The organism is Flavobacterium sp. WC2430 (genome assembly GCF_040822075.1).
Taxonomy (GTDB): domain Bacteria; phylum Bacteroidota; class Bacteroidia; order Flavobacteriales; family Flavobacteriaceae; genus Flavobacterium.
The window spans coordinates 2,009,450-2,035,267 of record NZ_CP162007.1 but is presented as its reverse complement, the minus strand read 5'-3'; the positions used below and the strand labels follow the sequence as shown (position 1 = coordinate 2,035,267).

The 25,818-nt window shown below is 34.4% G+C and carries 22 protein-coding genes; 12 read left to right on the top strand and 10 right to left on the bottom strand.

What is annotated here, in order from left to right; genetic code table 11:
* Window positions 1-69: 69 nt before the first annotated feature.
* The 5 genes from AB3G36_RS08965 to AB3G36_RS08945 form a co-directional block, all read right to left on the bottom strand.
* Window positions 70-414 carry an Hpt domain-containing protein gene (locus AB3G36_RS08965; RefSeq protein WP_367751916.1) on the bottom strand — a complete coding sequence of 115 codons (345 nt, stop codon included), beginning with the start codon at window positions 412-414 and terminating at the stop codon, window positions 70-72.
* Window positions 414-1,025 (bottom strand): fumarylacetoacetate hydrolase family protein, encoded by a 612-nt coding sequence (locus AB3G36_RS08960; protein ID WP_367751914.1) that lies wholly within the window; start codon window positions 1,023-1,025, stop codon window positions 414-416. Before AB3G36_RS08960 ends, AB3G36_RS08965 begins: the two co-directional genes overlap by 1 nt.
* 76 nt (window positions 1,026-1,101) lie before the next feature.
* The gene (locus AB3G36_RS08955; protein ID WP_367751912.1) at window positions 1,102-1,872 is read right to left on the bottom strand and encodes an exonuclease domain-containing protein; all 771 of its coding nucleotides are present in this window, start codon (window positions 1,870-1,872) and stop codon (window positions 1,102-1,104) included.
* Window positions 1,873-1,990: 118 nt separating this feature from the next.
* Window positions 1,991-3,298, bottom strand: a complete 1,308-nt coding sequence (locus AB3G36_RS08950) for a dihydrolipoamide acetyltransferase family protein (RefSeq protein ID WP_367751910.1) — start codon at window positions 3,296-3,298, stop codon at window positions 1,991-1,993.
* 84 nt (window positions 3,299-3,382) lie between these two features.
* Window positions 3,383-4,546, bottom strand: coding sequence for a glycosyltransferase family 2 protein (locus AB3G36_RS08945; protein ID WP_367751908.1), 1,164 nt, complete (start codon window positions 4,544-4,546; stop codon window positions 3,383-3,385).
* A gap of 204 nt (window positions 4,547-4,750) precedes the next feature.
* Between AB3G36_RS08945 and AB3G36_RS08940 the strand changes: the two genes are divergently transcribed.
* Both AB3G36_RS08940 and AB3G36_RS08935 read left to right on the top strand, forming a co-directional pair.
* Window positions 4,751-5,716 carry a T9SS C-terminal target domain-containing protein gene (locus AB3G36_RS08940; protein ID WP_367751906.1) on the top strand — a complete coding sequence of 322 codons (966 nt, stop codon included), beginning with the start codon at window positions 4,751-4,753 and terminating at the stop codon, window positions 5,714-5,716.
* Window positions 5,717-5,797: 81 nt separating this feature from the next.
* Window positions 5,798-7,660: an ABC-F family ATP-binding cassette domain-containing protein gene (locus AB3G36_RS08935; protein ID WP_367751905.1), complete on the top strand. Its 1,863-nt coding sequence runs from the start codon at window positions 5,798-5,800 to the stop codon at window positions 7,658-7,660.
* Between the two features lie 134 nt (window positions 7,661-7,794).
* Here the strand turns inward: AB3G36_RS08935 and AB3G36_RS08930 are convergent, their stop codons facing one another.
* The 3 genes from AB3G36_RS08930 to AB3G36_RS08920 form a co-directional block, all read right to left on the bottom strand.
* Window positions 7,795-8,100 (bottom strand): hypothetical protein, encoded by a 306-nt coding sequence (locus tag AB3G36_RS08930; RefSeq protein ID WP_367751903.1) that lies wholly within the window; start codon window positions 8,098-8,100, stop codon window positions 7,795-7,797.
* A gap of 298 nt (window positions 8,101-8,398) precedes the next feature.
* Complete coding sequence (gene katG, locus AB3G36_RS08925) at window positions 8,399-10,615, bottom strand: catalase/peroxidase HPI (RefSeq protein WP_367751901.1); 2,217 nt, start codon at window positions 10,613-10,615, stop codon at window positions 8,399-8,401.
* A gap of 204 nt (window positions 10,616-10,819) precedes the next feature.
* Entirely contained in the window at window positions 10,820-12,367 is a 1,548-nt protein-coding gene (locus AB3G36_RS08920; protein WP_367757919.1) for an SDR family oxidoreductase, read from the bottom strand.
* A 159-nt stretch (window positions 12,368-12,526) separates the two neighbouring features.
* Here AB3G36_RS08920 and AB3G36_RS08915 point away from each other — a divergent pair, with 159 nt between their 5' ends.
* Both AB3G36_RS08915 and AB3G36_RS08910 read left to right on the top strand, forming a co-directional pair.
* Entirely contained in the window at window positions 12,527-13,306 is a 780-nt protein-coding gene (locus AB3G36_RS08915) for an O-methyltransferase (protein WP_367751899.1), read from the top strand.
* Window positions 13,307-13,337: 31 nt separating this feature from the next.
* Window positions 13,338-13,967 carry a carbonic anhydrase gene (locus tag AB3G36_RS08910; RefSeq protein ID WP_367751897.1) on the top strand — a complete coding sequence of 210 codons (630 nt, stop codon included), beginning with the start codon at window positions 13,338-13,340 and terminating at the stop codon, window positions 13,965-13,967.
* Window positions 13,968-14,067: 100 nt separating this feature from the next.
* Here AB3G36_RS08910 and AB3G36_RS08905 read toward each other — a convergent pair whose 3' ends face one another.
* Window positions 14,068-14,727, bottom strand: a complete 660-nt coding sequence (locus AB3G36_RS08905) for a DUF6565 domain-containing protein (protein ID WP_367751895.1) — start codon at window positions 14,725-14,727, stop codon at window positions 14,068-14,070.
* A gap of 336 nt (window positions 14,728-15,063) precedes the next feature.
* Here AB3G36_RS08905 and AB3G36_RS08900 point away from each other — a divergent pair, with 336 nt between their 5' ends.
* The 6 genes from AB3G36_RS08900 to AB3G36_RS08875 all read left to right on the top strand — a co-directional run bounded on the left by AB3G36_RS08900 (window position 15,064) and on the right by AB3G36_RS08875 (window position 22,042).
* Window positions 15,064-15,750 carry an ABC transporter ATP-binding protein gene (locus AB3G36_RS08900; RefSeq protein ID WP_367751893.1) on the top strand — a complete coding sequence of 229 codons (687 nt, stop codon included), beginning with the start codon at window positions 15,064-15,066 and terminating at the stop codon, window positions 15,748-15,750.
* Window positions 15,751-15,808: 58 nt separating this feature from the next.
* Window positions 15,809-16,666 (top strand): RimK family alpha-L-glutamate ligase, encoded by an 858-nt coding sequence (locus AB3G36_RS08895; RefSeq protein ID WP_367751891.1) that lies wholly within the window; start codon window positions 15,809-15,811, stop codon window positions 16,664-16,666.
* A 54-nt stretch (window positions 16,667-16,720) separates the two neighbouring features.
* Window positions 16,721-17,290 carry a cob(I)yrinic acid a,c-diamide adenosyltransferase gene (locus AB3G36_RS08890; protein WP_367751889.1) on the top strand — a complete coding sequence of 190 codons (570 nt, stop codon included), beginning with the start codon at window positions 16,721-16,723 and terminating at the stop codon, window positions 17,288-17,290.
* Between the two features lie 142 nt (window positions 17,291-17,432).
* Complete coding sequence (locus AB3G36_RS08885; protein ID WP_007138072.1) at window positions 17,433-17,654, top strand: DUF2795 domain-containing protein; 222 nt, start codon at window positions 17,433-17,435, stop codon at window positions 17,652-17,654.
* A gap of 87 nt (window positions 17,655-17,741) precedes the next feature.
* Window positions 17,742-21,086: a preprotein translocase subunit SecA gene (gene secA, locus AB3G36_RS08880; protein ID WP_367751882.1), complete on the top strand. Its 3,345-nt coding sequence runs from the start codon at window positions 17,742-17,744 to the stop codon at window positions 21,084-21,086.
* Window positions 21,087-21,325: 239 nt separating this feature from the next.
* Window positions 21,326-22,042, top strand: coding sequence for an endonuclease/exonuclease/phosphatase family protein (locus tag AB3G36_RS08875; RefSeq protein ID WP_367751880.1), 717 nt, complete (start codon window positions 21,326-21,328; stop codon window positions 22,040-22,042).
* A 612-nt stretch (window positions 22,043-22,654) separates the two neighbouring features.
* Here the strand turns inward: AB3G36_RS08875 and AB3G36_RS08870 are convergent.
* The gene (locus tag AB3G36_RS08870; RefSeq protein ID WP_367751878.1) at window positions 22,655-23,317 is read right to left on the bottom strand and encodes a TrmH family RNA methyltransferase; all 663 of its coding nucleotides are present in this window, start codon (window positions 23,315-23,317) and stop codon (window positions 22,655-22,657) included.
* Window positions 23,318-23,617: 300 nt separating this feature from the next.
* On the opposite strand from AB3G36_RS08870, the gene AB3G36_RS08865 reads away from it, so the two are divergent.
* Together AB3G36_RS08865 and purB are read left to right on the top strand one after the other, a co-directional pair.
* Window positions 23,618-24,310 carry an NAD-dependent deacetylase gene (locus AB3G36_RS08865; protein WP_367751876.1) on the top strand — a complete coding sequence of 231 codons (693 nt, stop codon included), beginning with the start codon at window positions 23,618-23,620 and terminating at the stop codon, window positions 24,308-24,310.
* Between the two features lie 67 nt (window positions 24,311-24,377).
* A complete protein-coding gene (gene purB, locus AB3G36_RS08860) occupies window positions 24,378-25,724 on the top strand; it encodes an adenylosuccinate lyase (RefSeq protein ID WP_367751875.1) in 1,347 nt (448 codons plus the stop codon).
* The last annotated feature ends 94 nt before the right edge of the window (window positions 25,725-25,818 follow it).

Sequence of the window (25,818 nt, the reverse complement as noted above, 5' to 3'; positions counted from 1 at the left end):
CTGTATAAATAAAATCAACATTCATTAAAAATGAATGTTGATTTATATTACTTAAAAAAGACTAATAAACTAAAGATCAAAGTCTTTCTTTATTTCTTTTATAGCGTCATTAACTTGTGTTTTAATACTTTTAAAAGTATCTTCAATATCTTTCTTTTTTCCTTCCGTTTTTGTCCAAGCTTCCAATTGAAGAATTTCTTCAAAAGCAACATTCAACCCTAAAAGATCAAGAGTTGGTTTTATTTTATGCGCATAAGCATACGCATGCTTATGGTCTTTCTTTTTAATTCCTTCTTTGATTTGCAATAAATCATCTGGAACTTCGGTTACGAACAAGGTCAGAATTTCATTTACAAATTCTGAATCGTTATCTGAAAGTGCGTACACTTTTGAAAGGTTGTAATTTAAAGCCATTATTTTACTTGTATTCTAAATAGTTTATGTCCTTCTAAAAATCCCTCTAAAACATCGTCTGGCTTTACTGCAGCAACTCCTGCAGGTGTTCCTGTAAAAATAATATCTCCTATTTTCAATGTAAAATATTGAGAAACATGAGAAATAAGCTCATCAATATTCCATAACATTAAACTAGAATCTCCTATTTGAACTGATTTGTCATTATTAGTTAATTCAAAAGTAATATTTTCTAACGAACTAAATTGCTCTTTTGGTAAAAAATCACCTATAACAGCTGACCCATCAAATGCTTTTGCTTTCTCCCAAGGCAATCCTTTCGCTTTTAAAGACTGTTGCAAGTCCCTCGCAGTAAAATCGATTCCAACACTAATTTCATCATAATACTTATGAGCAAACTTTGGCTCAATATACTTTCCAACCTTATTTATTTTTACAATAATTTCGATTTCGTGATGAATATCCTCCGAAAATTCAGGAATCACAAATGGATGTTGTTTTAATAAAATTGCCGAATCAGGTTTCATAAAAACTACGGGTTCCGCAGGACGCTCATTTTGCAACTCTTCTATATGGTCGACATAATTCCTACCAATGCAGATGATTTTCATATCTTGGTTTTTTATTATTTGTTTCTCGGCTCTCGGTTTTGGGAATACTTTAGACCCAACACCAATAACCTAATACCTATTTAGTATTCAATTTTCTAAGCTTGATTGCCGTTAAAACTTTTTTGGTATAAAGTGGGAAATCGGCATTTTGAATCCAACTAAAATAGCCTGGTTCTTTTTCTAAAATAGTATCCACTTTTATCCCTTTATGTTTTCCAAAAGAAAATATTTCATTCCCTTCTTTGTCAAAAGAAATCATTCCTGCAAAATCGGCTATTTTCTTTCTAGTAGAAAATTCGGACAATAATTTCATGTCATTTTCTAAATCTGGATAACGTTCTAATTGTGCTTTAAGAATTTCATAGGTCGCCATAGTATCTGCTTCTGCTGAATGCGCGTTTTCTAAATCTTGTCCACAGTAAAACTTCAAAGCAGCACTTAAAGTACGTTCTTCTTTTTTATGGAAAATAGTTTGAACATCAACCGAAACCCGATTTTTCATATCAAAATCAACTCCTGCTCGCAACATTTCTTCTGCTAATAATGGAATATCAAATCGATCAGAGTTAAACCCTGCCAAATCACTGTCTTTTATCATATTATAGACCGCAGCAGCCAACTCGTTAAATGTGGGTTCATTTGCCACCTTCTCATCAGTGATTCCATGAACTGCAGTTGTTTGTGGAGGGATAGGAATCGTAGGATTCACTAACCAAGTTTTACTTTCTTTATTTCCATTTGGAAAAACTTTGAATATTGATATTTCTACAATTCTGTCTTTTCCAATATCAATTCCTGTAGTTTCAAGATCGAAAAAGCAAATTGGTTTACTGAGTTTAAGTTCCATTTTTTAATTTTGTATGTCTACAAATATAGAAAATTGGGTTCAAAATTCGGCATAACATTAAAAAAGAAAACCCGATAAATATAAAATTTATCGGGTTTCTTCTTATTTATTGGACCAATTAAACATCTCTATTTACATCAAATGCTTCAAGATACTCTGCAACTCTTTTCACAAAACTACCTCCAAGAGCTCCATCCACAACACGATGATCGTAACTGTGTGACAAAAACATCTTTTGACGAATACCTATAAAATCTCCTTCTGGAGTTTCAATAACTGCCGGCATTTTTCTGATAGCACCAAGTGCTAGAATCCCTACTTGTGGTTGATTCAAAATTGGCGTTCCAAAAACACTTCCAAAAGTACCCACATTCGTCACCGTATACGTTCCTCCTTGTGTATCGTCTGGTTTTAATTTTCCTGCTTTAGCACGTCCGCCTAAATCATTTACTGCCTTTGCCATTCCTACCAGATTCAACTGATCGGCATTTTTAATAACAGGAACAATTAAATTCCCGTTTGGCAATGAAGCAGCCATACCAAGGTTAATATTTTTCTTTTTGATTATAAAATCACCATCCACAGAAATATTCATTCCAGGGTAATCTTTTATCGCTTTTGCAACTGCTTCCATAAATATAGGAGTATAAGTCAACTTCTCACCTTCTCTCTTTTCGAAAGCCAATTTATTTTTCTCTCTCCATTTTACGATGTTTGTCACATCAACTTCAATGAATGATTGTACATGGGCAGACGTTTGCACTGAAGCAACCATATAACCCGCAATCAACTTACGCATCCTGTCCATCTCGACAATTTCATCACCACCACTTAAAGAAACTGGTGCTGCTTTTTGCGCAACTGGTGCAGAAGTTTGAACTGGAGCAGGAGTTTCTATCACTTTTACTGGAGCAGCTACTGATTGATTTCCTTTATTTTTAACGTATTCTAAAATATCACTTTTTGTAACTCTTCCATCTTTACCTGTCCCCGCAATCAATTCTAATTCCGCTACAGAAACGCCTTCTTCTTTAGCAATATTCTTGACCAATGGAGAAAAGAATTTATCAGATTCTGAATAATCAGGGGTTGCAACACTTTCTTTAGCTGCGTCCACCGTTTTTTCCACTGCTGCCACCTCAGCCGGAGCTTCAGCTTCACTAACAACAGGAGTTACGTCTCCACCTTCCGTTTCAATGATAGCGATTGTTTGTCCCACTTGAACTAAATCGTCTTTTCCAAACAATTTTTCAACTAGAATTCCAGAAACTTCACTAGGCACTTCGCTGTCTACCTTATCAGTAGCAATTTCGAGCACTGCCTCATCAGCTTCGATTGCATCACCTACTTCTTTCAACCAATTTGTAATGGTTGCTTCTGCTACACTTTCTCCCATTTTAGGAAGTTTTAATTCAAATCTTGCCATATTGTTAACCTAAAAGGTGATTTTGTTTTACAGTTTGCGAAATTACTAAATATTTTATATATAAATTACATTAAGTGCAATTTTTCATTTGATTTTTATAATCTCACCTCTTTCATTACTATTATTGCTTCCTATCAAAAAATTAGCTTTTTTAGGGCATATTTTAAAGGTAAGCTCCTTATTTTTAGAAGATTCAATAATCGCTATACAATCTTTAAAAGAAATAAATTCATTATCTAGAATAATTTCGACCGCTTTAGCGCTTCTATAAGAAGACGAAATTACCATTTTTTCTGTTTTCAAATTATGAAACACCACTTTTTTTTGCAAAATTAAAGTTAGTTTATTTGCCAATTCTTCATCTGAAGAATAAACCAGATATGATTTTGGAACTTTTTTAATTATAGAATGCCCCTGTATTCTTTTTGCGAAAGAAAAAAAATAACTACCTATATTCATAAAAAGTGTAAATAGCGGGGCAACTTTGAAATGCTTTTTATAAAAAAACTGCATGGCTTCCTGAAATCGTTTCATGTAGATTTCATCTTTTAAAGTACTCTCTCCTTTATAGTGTATAACGGTAGTTTCATGAAAATAATAATTAAAACTACCTTTTTTCAAAGCTCTATAAGATAAATCAATATCATCTGAATACATAAAACAATCTTCGTCAAATCCACCAAGCTCCTGATAGAATCCTCTTTTCATTACCATAAAAGCACCAACTAAAATATCCACTTTTCCATTTTCATTTTTCGATACCTGTTGCGCATAATATTTCCCGAAAATTCTTGATCTAGGAAAAATTTTATACAAACCTGCAATTTTTGTAAAAGCAACCCAAGGTGTTGGAACTCCTCGTTTACATTCTGGCAAGAAATTTCCAGCACCATCTATTAATTTACAACCTATGATTCCAAGATTTTTCTGCCTTTCGGCGAAAGCTAAAACTTTTATAAAAGTATCTTCCGCAACTACTGTATCTGGATTAAGAATACAAATGTAGTCTCCTCTAGCTTGAGCAACACCAATATTATTTCCTTTTGGAAAACCTACATTCCCTAGATTCTGAATGAGTTTTATGCTTGGAAACCGGGATTTCATCATCTCACAACTACCGTCATCCGAATTATTATCGATCACAATAATTTCACTCTCTATATTAGTAAGCGCAGTTTGCACACTTAAAACACAGAGTTCTAAAAAAAAGCGGACATTATAATTAAGGATGATTACTGATAATTGCATGAATCAAAGATATATCTAATGAATCAAAGACACAAAGTTTCAAATTAAAAACACTATTCCCAATTTAGCCCTGATAGAACCGATATCCTTTGCGAGGAACGAGCAAAGATAAAGGTGAAAGCAGGAACTTTGCCTGCAAATAATGCCTAATGATTCGCTCCAAATTATTAAAATAATCATTTAGAAACGATTACTTTTGAAAATATGAAAACAGTACTCCTATTCTTTTGCCTTTTTATAACGGCAACATATGCCCAAATTTCGGGTTGTACTGATCCACTTTCTAAAAATCACAATCCGTCAGCCACAATAAATGACGGCAGTTGTCGCTATCGTTCTACGAAAATTAAGCCAGTTTATTCTGCTTCTCTTCCTAAAAATTTAAATGAAAGTTCGGGTTTAACCCAAAATAATTCGCTGTTATGGACTATTAATGACGATACCGATACTGCACTTTATGCGCTCGATACTTCAGGAAATATCAAACAAAAAGTGGTGCTAAAAAACGTATCCAATAAAGACTGGGAAGAAATTTCGCAGGACAGTAGCTATTTTTACATTGGTGATTTTGGGAATAATGTGTCTGGAAACCGAAAAGACTTGCATATTCTAAGAATCGAAAAAAAATCAATTGATTCAATCGACCAAAAGATAGATACCATTTCTTTTTCGTACTCTGACCAAATTAATTTCACTCCCTTGCAACCCAATACTACTAATTTTGATTGTGAAGCTTTTATTGTTACAAACGACAGTATTTATTTGTTTACCAAAGAATGGAATAACCAAAACACCAGCGTTTACTCTTTACCAAAAACTCCCGGAAATTATATTGCACAATACAAAGAGACCTTTAAAATAAAAGGATTGGTCACAGGAGCAACCTATTTACCTTCACAAAACGGTATTGCTTTATGTGGTTACAGCAAAACTTTACACCCTTTTATTTACCTGCTTTATAATTACACTAAAACCAGTTTTTTTAATGGAAATAAGCGAAAAATAAAACTCCAACTTCCTTTTCATCAAGTTGAAGGAATTGCGACTGCAGATGGGTTGCATTATTATTTAACCAATGAAAATTTTACTAGAAAACCATTTATTAATTCTCCCCCAAAATTACATCAATTTGACTTAAGTGCTTATTTGTCTTTGTATCTGATAAAATAATTAAGCTCAAAAAACTTAGAATAAGTTAAACAATTCGTAAATCGACATTTAAAAGTTTACTTTTGCAAAAAATTTAGACTTGTGAATTACCTTTCTGTAGAAAATATCTCGAAATCATTTGGTGAAAGAACCTTATTTGACAACATTTCGTTTGGAATAAATAAAGACCAAAAAATCGCTTTTATTGCCAAAAATGGCTCTGGAAAAACAACTATAATGAGTATCATTAACGGCTTAGAAGAGTCGGATACTGGTCAAGTAGTTTTAAGAAAAGGGATCAAAATGGCATTCTTGTCGCAAAACAATAATCTGCAAGAAGAATTGACGATTGAGGAAAGTATTTTCGCATCGGATAATGAGACTTTGAAAGTGATTGAAGCCTATGAAAAAGCATTAGAAAATCCAGAAGATGAAGAAGCGTATCAAAAAGCTTTTGATGGAATGGATCAACACAATGCATGGGATTTTGAAACACAGTACAAACAAATTTTGTTCAAACTGAAGTTGGAAAATTTCAAATTGAAAGTAAAAAATCTTTCTGGTGGACAGAAAAAAAGATTATCACTTGCTATTATTTTGATTAACCGTCCTGATTTATTGATTCTAGATGAACCTACGAATCACTTGGATTTAGAGATGATTGAATGGTTAGAAAGTTATTTTGCTAAAGAAAACATTACGTTGTTTATGGTAACGCACGATCGTTTCTTCTTAGAACGTGTTTGTAATGAAATCATTGAACTAGACAACGGAAAATTATACCAATACAAAGGAAATTACTCTTATTACTTAGAAAAAAAAGAAGAGCGTATTGCTTCAGAAAATTCGAGTGTTGATAAAGCGCAGAATTTATTTGTAAAAGAACTGGAATGGATGCGCCGCCAACCAAAAGCGAGAACAACTAAATCGAAATCACGTCAAGATGATTTTTACGACATCAAAGAAAAAGCACAAAGTCGCCGTCGTGAGAATAAAGTAGAGCTAGAAATCAACATGGAACGTATGGGAAGCAAGATTATTGAGCTTCACAAAATTTCTAAAAAATTCAAGGACCATGTCATCATGGATAATTTTAGCTTTGACTTTCAACGTGGAGAACGCATTGGAATCATTGGTAAAAACGGAACTGGAAAATCGACTTTCTTGAATTTATTGACAGGAACTTTACCGCTTGATGGTGGAAAAGTAATTGTTGGTGAAACGATAAAAGTGGGTTATTATACACAAAGTGGAATCAACCCAAAACCAGGACAGCGTGTTATCGATGTCATTAAAGAATATGGAGAATTTATTCCGTTGATGAAAGGGAAATTAATTTCGGCTTCTCAATTATTAGAGCGTTTCTTATTTGACTCAAAAAAACAATACGATTTTGTAGATCGTTTAAGTGGTGGAGAATTGAAACGCTTGTACTTGTGTACAGTTTTGATTCAGAATCCTAACTTCCTGATTCTGGATGAGCCAACGAATGATTTAGACATTGTGACTTTGAATGTGCTAGAAAGTTTCTTGTTAGACTACCCTGGATGTTTATTAGTAGTTTCTCACGATAGGTATTTCATGGATAAAATTGTAGATCACTTATTCATCTTTAGAGGTGATGGTGTTGTGGAAGATTTTCCTGGAAACTATTCTGACTTTAGAGCGTATGAAGACAGTGCTGATGTAGCTCAAAAAGAAGAAAACAAAGCAGAAAAGAAAGACTGGAAACAAAACAATCCAACAGGAAACCTTACTTTCAATGAGCAAAAAGAATTCCAAAAAACAGAACGCGAAATCAAAGATTTAGAAGAACAAAAAGCCAAGATTGAGCTTTTATTTTCTGAAGGAAAAGTAGCTGATACTGATATTGAGAAAAAAGCTAAAGAATTACAAAACCTCATCAATAAAATGGAGGCCAAAGAGGAAAGATGGTTTGAATTGAGTGCCAAAATGGAAGGATAATATTAATTATATCAGAAAGAGAAAGAATAGAGCCTCCCAGATTTTTATTCATGTCCACATATTTGAATAGTAAAAAGCCACAATAGAAATCTAATTCTATTGTGGCTCTTTGATTTTATAAAGTTGTAAATAGTTTAAGCCATAAACAAAGTCTGCTTGTGGTAGTTATATAATATTGAATCCGAAGGAATTAATTTATCTTCTACATTTTCAGAAGAAGCATCAAACTCGATATTGTTGAATTTTCTGAACAAGTACATTTCTTTTAAACAATCAGATAAACTTTTATGATTTAATGTCTTAAAAGTTGGTAATTGCTTGTCTCCTACCAATAAATCCATTCGGTATTTTGACCCATTTTTCAATATATTATTTCGGTTGATTCTTACCGTAAATTTTGTCGGAATTCCTTTTTGTTGTCCTTGATATTGTACTACCATACTTTTTAATTTTAAAATGTGGATCAATCTTAATTACGTCTCGATTATTAAATTCATTTAATTATATATCAAAAATAACGAAAAAATTAAAATAACTATACAAAAAATTATAATTTATCATTTTGATAGCAAAAAATATTTTTTGAGTCTAATTTTAACTTAAAATCAAAGGAATGATTAAGAGAAGTATTGCCCTGAATAAAGAAAATTCAATAAAAAAACCACAACAGCATCTTGTAGCTGTTGTGGTTTATCAATTAGGGCAGTTATATTTTCCCTTATACCCTTTAACTAAAAATTAATCTAGATCGTACCGCCCTAAATTCATCACTTTGTTCCACACTGCAACAAAGTCTTTTAAGAACTTACCTTGAGAGTCTTCACAACCATAAACCTCGGCAATTGCTCTAAGTTCAGAATTTGAACCAAATATCAAATCAACACGCGTTCCAGTCCATTTTAATTCTCCAGTCTTGCGATCACGACCTTCAAACAACTCATCTGAATCTGAAGCCGCTTTCCAAGTGGTTCCTAAATCCAAAAGATTTAAAAAGTAGTCATTAGTAAGTACCTCAGGACGACTAGTGAATACTCCTTTTTTAGAATGATCAAAATTAGTATTAAGAACACGTAGTCCACCTATTAAAACAGTCATTTCTGGCACAGTTAAAGTTAATAATTGTGCTTTATCTACTAACATTTCTTCAGCGGATGTAGTGTATTTTGCCTTCATATAATTTCGGAATCCATCAGCTTCTGGCTCTAGAACTGCAAATGATTCAATATCTGTTTGTTCTTGCGAAGCATCTGTTCTTCCTGGAGTAAATGGAACTGTAACATTATGACCTGAATTTGCAGCTGCCTTTTCAACACCTGCACAACCAGCCAAAACAATTAAATCCGCTAGAGACACTTTTTTTCCTCCAGATTGTGCATTATTAAACGCTGCTTGAATTCCTTTAAGTGTTTCTAATACTTTCTCTAACTGAGCAGGGTTATTTACTTGCCAATCTTTTTGTGGCGCGAGTTGAATACGCGCTCCGTTAGCCCCACCTCTTTTATCAGAACCGCGAAATGTTGATGCCGAAGCCCAAGCAGTAGATACCAATTGAGATACCGAAAGTCCTGAATCCAATATTTTACTTTTAAGAGCAACGATATCATTTGCATCGATTAGTTCATGGTTAACCGCTGGAACTGGATCTTGCCAGATCAATTCTTCTTGCGGTACTTCTGGTCCAAGGTAACGTTCTATTGGCCCCATATCACGGTGCGTCAATTTAAACCATGCTCGAGAAAATGCATCCGCAAATTCATCCGGGTTTTCAAAGAAATGTCTTGAAATAGGTTCATAAATAGGATCAGCTCTCAAGGCAAGGTCAGCAGTAAGCATAGTTGGCGCATGACTTTTTGATGGATTATGAGCATCTGGTACTGTACCTGAACCTGCTCCCGCTTTTGGCTTCCATTGATGAGCGCCGGCTGGACTCTTTGCTAACTCCCATTCAAATCCGAATAAGTTTTCAAAATAGTTGTTACTCCATTTTGTTGGTGTTGTTGTCCAAGCACCCTCTAGACCGCTGCCTATTGTATATTCTCCATTTCCAGTACCAAAAGTGTTTTTCCACCCAAGTCCCTGTTGTTCAATAGGTGCAGCTGCTGGTTCTGGACCTACATATTCGTTTGGATCAGCAGCTCCGTGCGTTTTTCCAAAAGTATGCCCACCTGCAATAAGCGCCACAGTTTCTTCATCATTCATTGCCATACGAGCAAAAGTTTCTCTAATATCACGAGCTGAAGCCAATGGGTCAGGATTTCCATTAGGTCCTTCTGGATTTACATAAATAAGTCCCATTTGAACAGCAGCCAATGGATTTTCTAATTCACGATCTCCTGTATAACGCTTGTCATCCAACCATTTCCCTTCAGAACCCCAGTAAATATCTTCAGCTGGTTCCCATACATCAGCACGTCCACCGGCAAAACCAAAAGTCTTTAACCCCATTGATTCTAAAGCACAGTTACCAGTAAGCACCATCAAATCGGCCCAAGAAATTTTCTTACCATATTTCTGTTTAATTGGCCATAATAACAAACGTGCTTTATCTAAATTCACATTATCTGGCCAACTGTTCAGCGGTGCAAATCTTTGCGTCCCCATACCTGCTCCACCACGACCATCAGCAATACGATACGTTCCTGCGCTATGCCATGCCATTCGAATAAAAAATGGGCCATAATGACCATAATCAGCAGGCCACCATTCTTGAGAGTTTGTCATTAATTCAAAAATATCTTCCTTAAGTGCTGCTAAATTAAGACTTTTAAACTCTTCTGCATAGTTGAACTCCTCACCCATTGGGTTAGACAGATCAGCATGCTGACGTAGGATGCTTAATTTTAACTGATTTGGCCACCAATCATTGTTTCTTGTCCCTGAACCTGCACTTTGCTTTGTAGCACTTCCTGAAAACGGACATTTACTTTCACCGTTTGGATTATTGTTGTTTTCCATAATTATATATGATTTTTGTTTTATAAAGTTTCTATGCTAATTTACATAAAATTTATTATCAAAAATATTTTTTTCAATAGATAAAAACTATGAATATATTCTATGCACGTAATAAGTAGCAACAAAAAACCACAACAAAATTATATTCTGTTGTGGCTCTATTTTATAAATTATTAGAATTCCCTATTGAAGGGGGACATGCTTTTACCAAGGAATCGGGTTGTAGTCTTTCAAGAACTTCCCACACCAATGTTTTCCAGTATTAATACCATCAAATAACGGATCCATAACCCTAGCCGCACCATCCACAATATCTAAAGGAGGTTGAAAATCTTCGAGTTCTTGTTTCTTCTTGGCTAATTCGGCAGGATCTTCATCAGTCACCCAGCCCGTATCTACGGCATTCATAAATATTCCGACTTTCGCCAATTCACCAGCAGCGGTATGCGTAAGCATATTCAAAGCAGCTTTAGCCATATTAGTATGTGGATGTCGGGCTTCTTTAAAAAAGCGATGAAACTTCCCTTCCATAGCAGAAACATTAATAATATGCTTTTGTCCCGTATTGTCTTTTTTCATTACTTCCGAAAGACGATTACATAATACAAACGGTGCAACTGAATTCACCAATTGTACTTCAATCATTTCGGTAGTTTCTATTTGGCCCAACTTTAAACGCCAGCTATTCGTCTTTCTTAAATCTACTTGTTGCAAGTCAGCATCGAGTTCTCCTTCAGGAAAGACCTCGTTAGCGACAAGCGCATTGTCAAAGGAGTAAGGAATCTGAGATAATTTGGCGGAAGCCCGCAAACCAATTCCCGGTTCAGGACCATGCCAAGTTACTGGCATATTTTCATTAGAAGAAGCTCCCGAAGTCAATACTTTTAATTCATCCAGACAATTAATATGATCTAGTAATAATTCTTGTGCTTGTTTAGGCAAAGTATGAATTGGACGCTCTTCATTCTCCATCATGTGGGTATAAAAACCAGCAGGACGTCGTACAGTTTGCGCCGCATTATTAATCAAAATATCCAATCGCTCGTATTTCTGCTCTATGAAATTGCAAAAAATCTCAACACTAGGAATATGTCTTAAATCCAATCCATGGATTTTTAAACGGTGTCCCCAATCCATAAAATCAGGTTCTTTCCCAAAACGCAAAGCTGAATCAACTGGAAAACGTGTCGTTGCAATAACCGTTGCTCCTCCTCGTAGTAGCATCAATGTAATATGATACCCAATTTTTAATCGAGAACCGGTAATAACAGCTACTTGTCCTTTTACATCAGCACTTTGAAAACGTTTGGCATAATTAAAATCGCCACAATCAGTACACATAGTATCATAAAAGTGATGCATTTTAGTAAACGACGTTTTACATACATAGCAATTCCTAGACGTTTCTAACTCTAACTGCTCTTTGCTTTCTAAATCATTAAAAGCCAGTAATTTTGGCGCAACAAAAACAGTTGCTTCACGCGCATATCTAATTCCAGTTTCTTTACGTGCCGTTCTATCTTGCTTTTCTTTTTTACGTTTTGCAACTGCTTTTCCGTCTTTTTTTCTACGAGAAAGCTCGTCTCGATCTGGTCTCGAGAATTGACCTGCCGCTTTTATTAAAGCCGTTCTTTGTTCTTTTGGAATATCAAATATTTGATCAGTATCCATATTTAATTGAGCGAGAATCGCAATACAACGGTTAATTTCTTCCGATGTGATTACTCCTCCATGTATTTGTTCTTCGTTCATCATCTTCTGAAATTGTATGGCTATTGATTTTAAGAGCGTAAATATAGTTTTTTTTGAAATGACTTAATTTTTGAAGTGATAAGTATATTTAAACTTAAAAACCCAACTCAGTATCACTCATAATCTTTGTACCTTTGCTACTTTGAAGCTTATAAAAATATGTTTTTCCAAATAAAATCGTACTTACAATTCCTTTGGCATTCTAAAAATGAGCATGCAGTTCATTCGCCTTTTGTATTTAATTTAATCACCAAATGTTTTTATGATCGAAAACCAAAACCAGAATACACGGTTTTGAATAATTATAGAAAATCACTTTTAGCAAATCCGAATACCATAGAAGTAACCGACTTTGGCGCGGGATCCAAAGTTTTCAAATCGAACACTAGGGCAATAGCCCAAATTACCAAAACAGCAGGAATTACTTCAAAACGAGCTGAATTATTATTTAGGATCTCTAATTATTTTCAACCAGAATCAATACTAGAAATAGGAACTTCATTAGGTCTCGCTACAGCTACTATGGCATTGGGAAGTAAAAATGCAAAATTAACCACGCTAGAGGGTTGCCCCGAAACAGCAAATATTGCTCAAAATCAATTTCAAGAATTTGAATTAACCAATATAACTTCTATTGTGACTCCATTTGAAAGTTATTTAGACGACTTGAAAATAGAAAATAGAAACTTTAAACTGATTTTTTTCGACGGGAATCATTCGAAAAAAGCCACATTAGCTTATTTTGAGCAACTACTTCACACTGTAACTAATGAAACCGTTTGGATTTTTGACGATATTCATTGGTCAGCCGATATGGAAGACGCTTGGAAAGAAATTAAAGCCCATCCAAAAGCGACCGTTACAATAGATACTTTCCAGTGGGGATTAGTATTTTTTAGACGAGAACAACCCAAAGAACATTTTACAATTAGAACATAGATAAATATCTTTAATCCTAAAAAATCAATTTATGGATATCAAACAAATTTTCGAAAACAATAGCAAATGGATTACCAAACAACTTCAAACTGACGAAAATTATTTTAACACATTAGCCAAAGGACAAGCTCCTGAATTCCTATATATTGGTTGTTCAGATAGTCGAGTTTCTGCGGAAGAACTTATGGGACTGCAACCAGGAGATGTCTTTGTACATCGCAACATTGCGAATATGGTTCCCAATACTGATCTTAATTCGATGTCAGTAATTAATTATGCAGTCATTCATCTCAAAGTAAATCATATTGTTGTATGTGGTCATTACGGTTGCGGAGGAGTACATGCTGCGATGCAACAGTCTGACTTAGGAATTTTAAACCCTTGGTTAAGAAATATTCGTGATGTCTATCGAATACATAGAAAAGAATTAGAAGCTATCACTAATGAAGAAGAAAAATACAAACGTTTAGTGGAGTTAAATGTACAAGAACAATGCATCAACGTCATCAAAACGGCCGAAGTGCAAAAAGCAAATACGGAACGAAATTTAAAAGTATATGGTTGGATTTTTGATATTCACACTGGAAAATTAGTGGATCTTAATATCAATTTTGACGCTATCTTGAAAGACATTATGGCAATCTACAAAATAACTAATTAGGCCATTATTAAATGTAAAATCGGAAACTTTAAAAAAATATTGGAACAAAAAAAATGACAACCATCCCTGATTGCCATTTTTCCTTGAATTAGTAAAACTATTATTGTTTAGCTTTTTCCATTTCTTCTGATTTTGCTCCCATTCTATTTAAAGTATACATTGGTGCAAATTTCAATTTTAAACCAGCAATTTTTCTATTATCTTCAGATGAAAGACCTTCTTTTTCTACTGTATTTTTTCTACTGTCTAATGCTTCATACATCAATTTGATTTCATCCCAATCTTCTCGAGAATAGCTATCTTTATTATCTTCAACTGTGTGAACAAATTGTTGGTACACACTGTGAATATTTCCTGCATTTACCCAATCAAAATTCATATCTGTTCCTACTTTTCCTTCACCAAACAAAGCATTTCTCATTTGTTGTTTAGGATTTGGTTTTGAAGCTTCCATATCAGCCATCATCATTGCTTTCAATGCTTCATATTTAGCTTTACTAGCTTCTATTTTTTCTTTCGCTTTCATATCTTCTTTAAGATCTGACAACGCAGTTTCTGCTTGACTACTTTTTAATTCATAAGTTGCTTCAATAGCTTGCCAGTTTGCTTTAGCATCTTCTTTTGCAACATTACCTAATGAATCAACATAAACAACATAGGTATCAACTGTTTTTTCTGCTGCTTCTTTCTTCTCATCTTTACAAGATGTAAACCCTAGGGCGATAACCGCCATTCCTAATACTAAATTTCTACTTTTCATAATTTCTGATTTATTAATTATTACTCAACAAATGTACCTACCTTTGCATTATATTCAATACAAATATGTGAATGTTGTAAATAATTAATAAAATTGTGATAAATTTTAAAAAAAGTGTGAATTACATAACAATGACACAAAATTATATAACACTTTTTCCTAAGTGTTTTACGACAGTATTTCTTTCGAAAAACAAAAAACTACTGATTGCAACTTCCTCATATTATATCTAATTTATTTTGTAACAAAAATGTATTTTGGACAACTTATAGTTAATTCGAAAGTCTTTTGTACTTTTAAAACCTAGAAAACATAATTCATCAATAGTAGATAGCAATGGCAAACCCATTAATAAAAATAACCAATATCAAAAGAGATTTTGTACTTGGAGAAGAAATTGTAAATGTTTTAAAAGGCATAGATTTACAAATTAATAAAGGAGAATACGTTGCACTTATGGGACCTTCGGGTTCTGGAAAATCGACCTTAATGAATCTTTTAGGCTGCTTAGACACACCAACGTCTGGAAATTATATTCTTAACGGTAAAGATGTTAGTAAAATGAAAGACGATGAATTAGCCGAAATTCGCAATAAAGAGATTGGTTTTGTCTTTCAAACTTTTAACCTTTTGCCTAGAACAACAGCTCTAGACAATGTGGCTTTACCCATGATTTATGCAGGGTTTTCAAAAACAGATAGAAGAGCTAGAGCACAAGAAGTATTGACTCAAGTTGGATTATCAGATAGAATGGATCACCATCCCAACCAACTTTCTGGTGGACAAAGACAACGTGTAGCGGTTGCTAGAGCATTGGTAAATAGCCCTTCGATAATACTTGCTGATGAACCTACAGGAAACTTAGACAGTAAAACATCATTAGAAATCATGAAGCTTTTTAATGAGATTCATGCTAATGGTAACACTGTCATCTTAGTTACTCACGAAGAGGAAATTGCTGAATATGCTCATCGCATCATTAGGTTGCGAGATGGAATGGTAGAAAGTGACACTACAAAATAAAGTATTTATTAAGTCAGTCGCGCACCACATTCGAATGATATAAAACCCATAAAACAAAATGAAAATTGGCATATTGACTTGTGAAAAACTTCCTGAATTAACCCCCGAAGACCAATTATTATTACCCGAATTAGCCAAACACAACATTACTGCTACCGCTGCTATTTGGGATGATAAAAGCATTCAATGGAGTGATTTTGATTATTTAATTTTCCGTAATACTTGGGATTATTTCGAGAAAGAAACCGCATTCAACAATTGGTTAGACCATATTGAACAATTGGGAATCAAAACCCTCAATTCAATTGATATCATAAAAAACAACAAGCACAAGTTCTATTTACGTGAAATGGAAAAGAAAGGGATTATAATCCTGCCCACTGTTTTCTTAGAAAAAACAAAGGATTTAAATCTTTCCAAAATAATTCCTACACATTGGAAAAAAATGGTATTGAAACCTGCTTTTTCTGCTGGATCTTATCAAACTGAAGTTTTTGAACTGAAGGATATTGAAAAAATCAATACGCAATACAAAGCCATTGCTTCCGAAAAAGAATTGCTACTGCAAGAATTCATGCCTGAAATCCAAACTTTGGGCGAAACTTCCTTTATCTTTTTCAATAAAAAATTCTCGCATGCAGTTAATAAAAAACCAGTAGATGGTGATTTTAGAATTCAAGTTCAGTTTGGCGGAAAATACAAATTGATTGAACCATCGCAAGAACTAATAGAAAAAGCACAAAAAATAGTAAATACTTTTCCTAATAATTTATTGTATGCTCGCGTAGACGGAATTATCATTGAAAACGAATTGCATCTTATGGAAGTAGAATGTATTGAACCTGATTTGTATTTCAATTTATCTCAAGGTGCATTGACCAGATATGTTAATGCAGTACTCGAATTAATACAGTAATTTTGTTTTTTACATAAAACGAAACGAATCCACGAATAAACAAATATCCTCAAAATGAAAGTATATACTAAAACTGGTGATAAAGGAACTACAGCCCTCTTTGGAGGAACTAGAGTCCCAAAAGATCATATTAGAATTGAAAGTTACGGAACTGTAGACGAATTAAACTCACATATAGGACTTGTTCGTGACCAAGAAATGAACATTCATTATAAAGAAATATTAGCCGAAATTCAAGATCGTTTGTTTACTGTGGGTGCGATTCTCGCTACACCACAAGAAAAAGAGGTAATGAAAAATGGAGAACTGCGATTAAAAAAATTAGGAATCGTGGAGAGTGATATTGAATTATTAGAAAATGAAATTGACAGCATGGAAGAAGCGCTCCCGCAAATGACTCATTTTGTATTGCCTGGAGGACATACTACAGTGTCATATTGTCATATAGCCCGCTGTGTTTGTCGTCGCGCAGAACGCTTGGCAGTTCATTTAAGCCATAATGAGCCTGTCGCTGATATCGCAATTAAGTACCTCAACCGACTTTCTGACTACCTTTTTGTATTGGCACGAAAGTTGTCTCTAGATTTGAACGCCGAGGAAGTTAAATGGATTCCAAGGAAGTAAATTTCTGGTCAAAAACTTAAAACTTTAAGACTGAAACTTTAAACTAAAAAACACGTTCTTAACTTTTTTATAAAATAAATGATTTTTTACTTGTCTTTTTCAGTAAAAAAATTATTTTTGCACAAAACTAAATCGACAAAAGATGTATTGGACATTAGAATTAGCATCCTATCTTAGTGATGCGCCGTGGCCTGCTAACAAGGATGAACTTATTGATTACGCTATACGTGCTGGTGCTCCTTTAGAAGTAGTAGAAAACCTACAGTCTATTGAAGATGAAGGCGAGATATACGAGTCAATGGAAGAAATTTGGCCTGATTACCCTACTGACGAAGATTATCTTTGGAATGAGGATGAATATTAAAGAATAAACAAAAGAAAAAGTCTCAAAAGAGGCTTTTTTTTTGGTTAAATTTACACGATAAAATAAAATTAGAAATACGATATAATTATGAGTTTCATAAACAGCATTATTAAAGCCTTTGTTGGAGACAAATCTGATAAAGATGTAAAAGCTTTACAACCTTATTTAAATAAAATAAAAACATTCGAAAGCAATTTAATTTCATTATCTCATGATGAATTAAGAGCGCGTACCTACTTTTTCAAAGACCAGCTAAAACAAGCTCGTGCAGGTATTGACGGTAAAATTGCTACACTTAAACAAGAAGTTGAAGGCATTGAAGACATTGATAAAAAAGAAGACCTTTATTTAGCTATCGACGCTTTAGAAAAAGAAGCTTACGATTTATCAGAGAAAACATTACTTGAAATTCTTCCTGAAGCTTTTGCAGTAGTAAAAGAAACAGCAAGACGTTTCAAAGACAATTCAGAAATTACAGTTACTGCTACAGCCAAAGACAGAGAATTCTCTGGAGCTAAGCCTTACGTTTCAATTGTTGGAGAAAATGCAGTATGGCAAAATAAATGGAATGCAGCAGGTAAAGAAATTACTTGGGATATGATCCATTATGATGTTCAGCTGATTGGTGGAATGGTATTGCACGAAGGTAAAATTGCCGAAATGCAAACGGGAGAAGGAAAAACATTAGTAGCAACCTTACCTCTTTACTTAAATGCGTTGACTGGTAACGGTGTACATTTAGTAACGGTGAATGATTACTTGGCAAAACGTGATAGTACTTGGAAAGCCCCTTTGTTTGAATTCCATGGTATGACTGTAGATTGTATTGACAATCACCAACCAAGTACAGAAGCTAGAAAAAAAGCATATGATGCTGATATCACTTACGGAACTAATAATGAATTTGGTTTTGATTACCTAAGAGATAATATGACCCATTCTCCAAATGATTTGGTTCAAAGAAAGCACAATTATGCTATTGTCGATGAGGTCGATTCGGTATTAATTGATGATGCAAGAACACCATTGATTATTTCTGGTCCAGTACCACAAGGAGATCGTCATGAGTTCAATGAGTTGAAGCCAAAAATTGAAAACTTAGTAAGTTTACAACGTCAATTGGCAAACAACTTTTTATCAGAAGCTAAAAAATTAATCAAAGAAGGAAATACTAAAGAAGGTGGAGTTTTACTCTTAAGAGCCTATAGAAGTTTGCCTAAAAACAAAGCATTGATTAAGTTTTTAAGTGAAGAAGGAATTCGTCAATTACTTCAAAAAACGGAGAATCAATACATGCAGGACAACAACCGTGAAATGCACAAGATTGATGAAGCATTGTACTTTGTAATTGAAGAAAAAAATAACCAAGTTGAATTGACTGATAATGGTATCAAATACCTTTCAGGAGATACCGATACTGACTTTTTCGTTCTTCCAGATATTGGAACTGAGATTGCAATTATCGAGAAGAAAAAGTTAGACAAAGACGCTGAAGCAGAAGAAAAAGAAAAATTATTTCAAGATTTTGCTATTAAAAGCGAGCGTATTCATACGTTGACTCAACTATTAAAAGCGTACTCTTTATTTGAAAAAGATGTAGAATACGTAATCATGGATAACAAAATCATGATTGTAGATGAGCAAACAGGTCGTATTATGGATGGTCGTCGTTACTCTGACGGACTACACCAAGCGATTGAAGCCAAAGAGAATGTAAAAATCGAAGCGGCTACTCAAACTTTTGCAACGGTAACACTACAAAACTATTTCAGAATGTACAGCAAATTAGCGGGTATGACTGGAACGGCGGTTACAGAAGCAGGAGAATTATGGGAAATATATAAATTGGATGTAGTAGAAATTCCTACTAACAGACCAATGGCTCGACTTGACAAAGAAGATTTTATCTACAAAACAACTCGTGAAAAATTCAATGCAGTAATCGAAGATGTAACTGCCTTATCACAAGCAGGAAGACCAGTTCTTATTGGTACAACCTCAGTTGATATTTCTGAATTATTGAGTAGAATGCTAAAAATGAGAGGGGTTGCGCACAATGTATTGAATGCCAAAATGCACAAGCAAGAAGCACAAATCGTTGAAGAAGCTGGAAAACCTGGTATCGTAACCATTGCAACCAATATGGCGGGTCGTGGAACGGATATTAAATTATCTGCCGAAGTGAAAGCCGCTGGTGGATTAGCAATCATCGGTACGGAACGTCATGACTCTCGTCGTGTTGACCGTCAGTTAAGAGGTCGTGCTGGTCGTCAAGGAGATGTGGGAAGTTCTCAATTTTATGTTTCTCTTGAAGATAACTTAATGCGTTTATTTGGTTCTGAAAGAGTAGCCAAAGTAATGGACAGAATGGGATTAGAAGAAGGAGAAGTAATCCAACATTCGATGATGACTAAATCAATCGAGCGTGCACAGAAAAAAGTAGAAGAAAACAACTTTGGTGTTCGAAAGCGTTTATTAGAGTATGATGATGTAATGAATGCACAACGTGAAGTAGTGTACAAGCGTCGTCGTCATGCCTTGTTTGGAGAACGTCTAAAACTGGATATTGCTAACATGTTGTATGACACTTGTGAGTTGATCATTCAGGATACAAAACCATCTAATGATTTCAAAAATTTCGAGTTTGATTTAATTCGTTATTTCTCTATAACCTCTCCAGTTAGCGAAAGTGATTTCGTAAAATTAACTGATATTGAGTTAACAGGAAAAGTATACAAAGAAGCTTTAAAATATTACAACGAAAAAACAGATCGTAGTGCTAGAGAAGCCTTCCCTATCATCAAGGAAGTATACGAAGACAAAAACAATCAGTTTGAGCGTATTGTAGTTCCATTTACGGATGGTGTGAAATCACTAAACGTAGTAACTGATTTGAAAAAAGCATATGAAACAGAAGGAAAGCAATTAGTCGCTGATTTCGAGAAAAACATCACCTTATCAATTGTGGATGAAGCTTGGAAAAAACACTTACGTAAAATGGACGAATTGAAACAATCTGTTCAACTAGCGGTTCACGAACAAAAAGATCCATTACTTATTTACAAGTTTGAAGCGTTCAACTTATTCAACGGTATGCTAAACGGTATCAATAAAGAAGTAATCTCGTTCTTGTTCAAAGGAGATTTGCCAGCACAACAAAATCAAAAAATTCAAGAAGCGGTAGAAGTACGTCAAAAAGAAGATTACAAATTAAGTAAAGACGAAATTCCAAGCAGTGAAGTTGCCAATAAAGAAGCTGGCGAAACACAACAACGTCAAGTTACAGAGACTATCGTGAGAGATATGCCAAAAATCAACCGCAATGACAACGTAACCATTCAAAACGTGGCCAACGGACAAACACAAGAAATGAAATACAAAAAAGCCGAAAGCTTAATCGCCTCAGGTCAATGGGTTATTGTAAACGGATAACAACTCCGTTTCTTTATAAAATTAAATTCCTCAATTACGAAAGTAGTTGAGGATTTTTTTTAGGAGCTATTCCCGCTATTCGTTGCAATCTTTTACTTTTTAAAGAAAAAAGTAAAAGGATTTCCACTGCTATCGGGGCTAGGCAAACAACTTATATATAATTTTAGAATAAATAAATAAGTTGTATATATTTGATGAAATTAACAAGTTATCGGGCATTGTAAAAAAACGACACGAAATTGAAGATAATAACTTGGAATTGTAACGGTGCATTTAGAAAAAAGTTTGACAGTCTATTGGACTATCAAGCAAACATTCATATAATTCAAGAATGTGAAAATCCAACCGAATCTAAACATAATGAATATCAGAATTGGGCAGAAAATCATCTTTGGATTGGAGACACGAAAAACAAAGGTCTTGGCATTTTTGCAAAACCAGAAATCATTCTTGAAAAATTAGATTGGACAAATAATTTTAAGAATCACACTGTAAAACATTTTTTGCCTTGTAAAGTAAATAATGACTTTGACCTTCTTGCTGTTTGGACACATAGAAATAACTCACCAAATTTTGGCTATATAGGACAACTATGGAAATACTTACAGGTAAACAAAGACAAGCTAAACAGAACTTTGATAGCTGGAGATTTTAACAGCAATGCAATTTGGGACGAATGGGATAGATGGTGGAATCATTCTGATGTCGTAAGTGAATTAAAAGAATATGGAATTGAAAGTATTTATCATAAATTCAACGGAGAAGAACACGGAAAAGAATCTATACCGACGTTGTATTTTCGGAAAAACATTGCAAGACCTTATCATATTGACTACATTTTTGGAACTGAAAAATTTACTGAACGGACAAAAAAATTTGAAATCGGCCAAACTGACAAATGGCTAAAACTAAGTGACCATATGCCTATATTTTATGAAATTGAGACAACTAAATAATAACAACGACCGGCTAACAGCCGTTTTGATATAGATGGAATTTAGTGGAATTATCGTTTCGCATCAAGTTTTCGTTTAGCCAAAAATTGAGCGTTTACGAATCTAACTGGCTCTCGTTTGTCCACGCAATCTGGTGATTGTTTTTAACGAGTACCTACTTAAATTAGAAAACAAATCGTAGCGTTTTCAACGCGGTTTATGATAAGAAACCTTATTAGCTTACTTAAGCTTATTACATACTTTGTCAAAAAACGGGATGAGATTGCTTCGTTCCTCGCAATGACTCAGCCAACCTAATAACGTGGAGGTACAATCCCTGCACGCAAAGAATAGCAACAATAAAATCTAAAGACTAGATTGAACTTAATTAAAGGAATGGGCATGAATCCAAAATCTGGGCTATTATTAGTGTTATGACTATTCCCTTTTTAAAAAGTACAAACAAAAAAACTAAACAGCTGCCCACAATAAAAGTCATAGCGAGGAACGAAGCTATCCCACTAAAATACATCTATAATCAAAATCTTTTGCTGCGGGTATACAGAATGATATTGCTTCGTTCCTTGCAATGACTCAGCTAACGGTTAAAAGCTCTTTTAAGTGTTTGTTATACTAGATTGGGTTTTCCTCAAAATACCTAGCTTCAATTCTTTTAATATCTTTTATCGAGTTTTTGGCCCAAGCCAATCTTTTCACCAAAATTTCCTCTTCGGAAAGATGCCAATCTATGTTGGAATTACGCAATCTATTGGTTAGGTTTTGAATGATAATGGCAGCCGAAACGGAGATATTCAAACTCTCGGTAAAACCCACCATAGGAATTTTAAGAAAACCATCGGCACGTTTTAAAATTTCTTCGGATAGTCCGTCTCTTTCGGTTCCAAAAAATAAGGCACTGGGTTTTGTTATATCAAAATCATCCATCAAGCAATCATTGTCATGAGGAGTCGTCGCGATGATTTGGTAGCCTTTATTTTTCAACGTATCCACACAATCTGTTATACTATCATAGGTCTTGATATCCACCCATTTTTGAGCTCCCATCGCAATTTCCTTATCGATACTTTTCCCGTACCGTTGCTCAATAACATTGAGTTCTTGGATTCCAAAAACTTCACAACTGCGCATCACCGCACTGGTATTGTGCATTTGAAAAATATCTTCAACAGCAATAGTAAAATGATTGGTTCTATTTTCTAGTACTTTCAGAAATTTCTCTTTGCGGTTATCTGTTAGAATATTTTCTAGGAAATTAAGGTAATCGATATCAACCATGGGGAAGTTTTTTTGGCAAAAATAGTAAAAAGAAAAAATAGCCACGAATTCACAGATTTATATTTAACTAATTCTTTAAAAACTGTGTCGAGAAAACTAACCTCAAATTAAAAAATTTTATTAGTAGAAGAATAATAACCACAGATTCGCAGATTAAAAAATCCGTCAAAATCCGCTTAATCCGTACAATCCGTGTCCCAATTATTTACAGTTGGTAAAAAAATCAGTACATCAGTGGTTAAACAGAGCCACAATAATTTATTTTTGTACAAGTAATTCATCCGAAGAAGGAAAAAATCTATGAAAAAGAAATTAGTGGTTTTAACAGGAGCAGGAATTAGTGCCGAAAGTGGCATCAAGACTTTCCGTGACAGCGACGGCCTCTGGGAAGGACATAACGTGATGGATGTGGCGACTCCCGAAGGCTGGCATAAAAATCCTGCCTTAGTACTAGATTTTTATAACCAAAGACGAAAACAACTCAAAGAAGTGCAACCGAATTTAGGCCATCAAATTCTGGCTGAATTAGAAAATGAATTTGAAGTATATATCATTACTCAAAACGTAGATGATTTACACGAACGTGCTGGAAGCACAAATGTATTGCATTTACACGGCGAATTATTGAAAGTGCGAAGCACCAAAAACGTAAATTATATTTTGGATTGGACCGAAGATTTAAATTTTGGTGATTTAGATAGCAATCAAAATCAATTGCGACCTCATATTGTTTGGTTTGGGGAAGATGTTCCCGCACTGGAAGAGGCGATACGTATTACTGAAATCGCCGATTATTTTGCTGTTATTGGTACCTCATTACAAGTTTATCCCGCCGCAGGATTAATCGATTTTACAAATCCAGAAACTCCTCTTTTTTACATCGATCCAAAACCCATTAAAATCCCGAATTTGAGAAATCCACTGGAAGTGATTCCAGAAGTGGCTTCTGAAGGAATGAAAATATTAAAAAAGAAGCTAATCGACCTTATTTAAAAACCATTCGTTTTCTATTTTGTCACGAAAGGTTTATATTTGTGCCTTTCGAACAAACAACAAAACAATGACTACTTTAAACGAATTGAATGCTATTTCTCCAATCGACGGAAGATATAGAAACAAGACACTTTCTTTAGCTCCTTTTTTCTCAGAAGAAGCATTAATAAAATACCGCGTATTAGTTGAAATCGAGTATTTCATTGCTTTGTGCGAAATTCCTTTGCCACAACTTAAAGGAGTAAACCCAGATTTATTTGAAAGCTTACGTAACATCTATAAAAACTTTTCTACTGAAGATGCACTTTGGATCAAAGAAACGGAAAAAGTAACCAACCACGATGTTAAAGCGGTAGAGTACTTTATCAAAGATGCTTTTGAAAAATTAGGTTTATCTCAATATAAAGAGTTCATCCACTTTGGGTTGACTTCTCAAGATATCAATAATACAGCAATACCGCTTTCTACAAAGGAAGCGTTTGAAAAAGTATACATGCCATCTTTAATTACTTTAACTTCAAAGTTGAAAGACTTAAGTGTAGAATGGAAAGACATTCCTATGCTAGCACGGACACACGGACAACCGGCTTCCCCTACTCGTTTGGGTAAAGAAATTGGTGTTTTTGTAGAGCGACTAGAAGAGCAAATGCGTTTGTTATTCAACATTCCTTTTGCAGCTAAATTTGGTGGTGCAACTGGAAATTACAATGCGCATCACGTAGCGTATCCACAAATTGACTGGAAACAATTTGGAGGAAAATTTGTGGAGGATATTTTAGGTTTACACCACTCTTTCCCAACAACACAAATTGAACATTACGATCATTTTGCTGCCTTTTTTGATGCGTTGAAAAGAATAAACACCATAATTATCGATTTAGATAGAGATATTTGGACTTATGTTTCTATGGAATATTTCAAGCAAAAAATCAAAGCTGGAGAAATTGGATCCTCTGCAATGCCACATAAAGTAAACCCAATTGATTTTGAAAACTCAGAAGGAAATTTAGGAATAGCGAATGCCATCTTTGAACACCTTTCGGCAAAATTACCATTGTCAAGATTGCAACGTGATTTGACTGACAGCACCGTTTTAAGAAATGTAGGTGTACCAATTGGACATACCATCATTGCATTTGAAGCTACATTGAAAGGATTGAATAAATTACTATTGAACGAATCTAAATTCCACGAAGATTTAGAGAAAAACTGGGCTGTAGTTGCGGAGGCAATTCAAACGATTTTGCGTCGTGAGGCCTACCCAAATCCGTATGAAGCATTGAAAGGATTGACAAGAACAAATGAAGCGATTGACAAGAAAGCAATTCATGGGTTTATAGCAACACTTGATGTTTCGGAAGAAATAAAAGCAGAATTAATGCAAATCACACCTAGTAATTTCTTAGGAATCTAGAACGGAAACAGAAAAATTGTAAATTCTTAGTTTCTATTTTTTTGAATATGATAAAAGTGCTTGTTGCACTAAAATTTTAAAAATATACACTTTA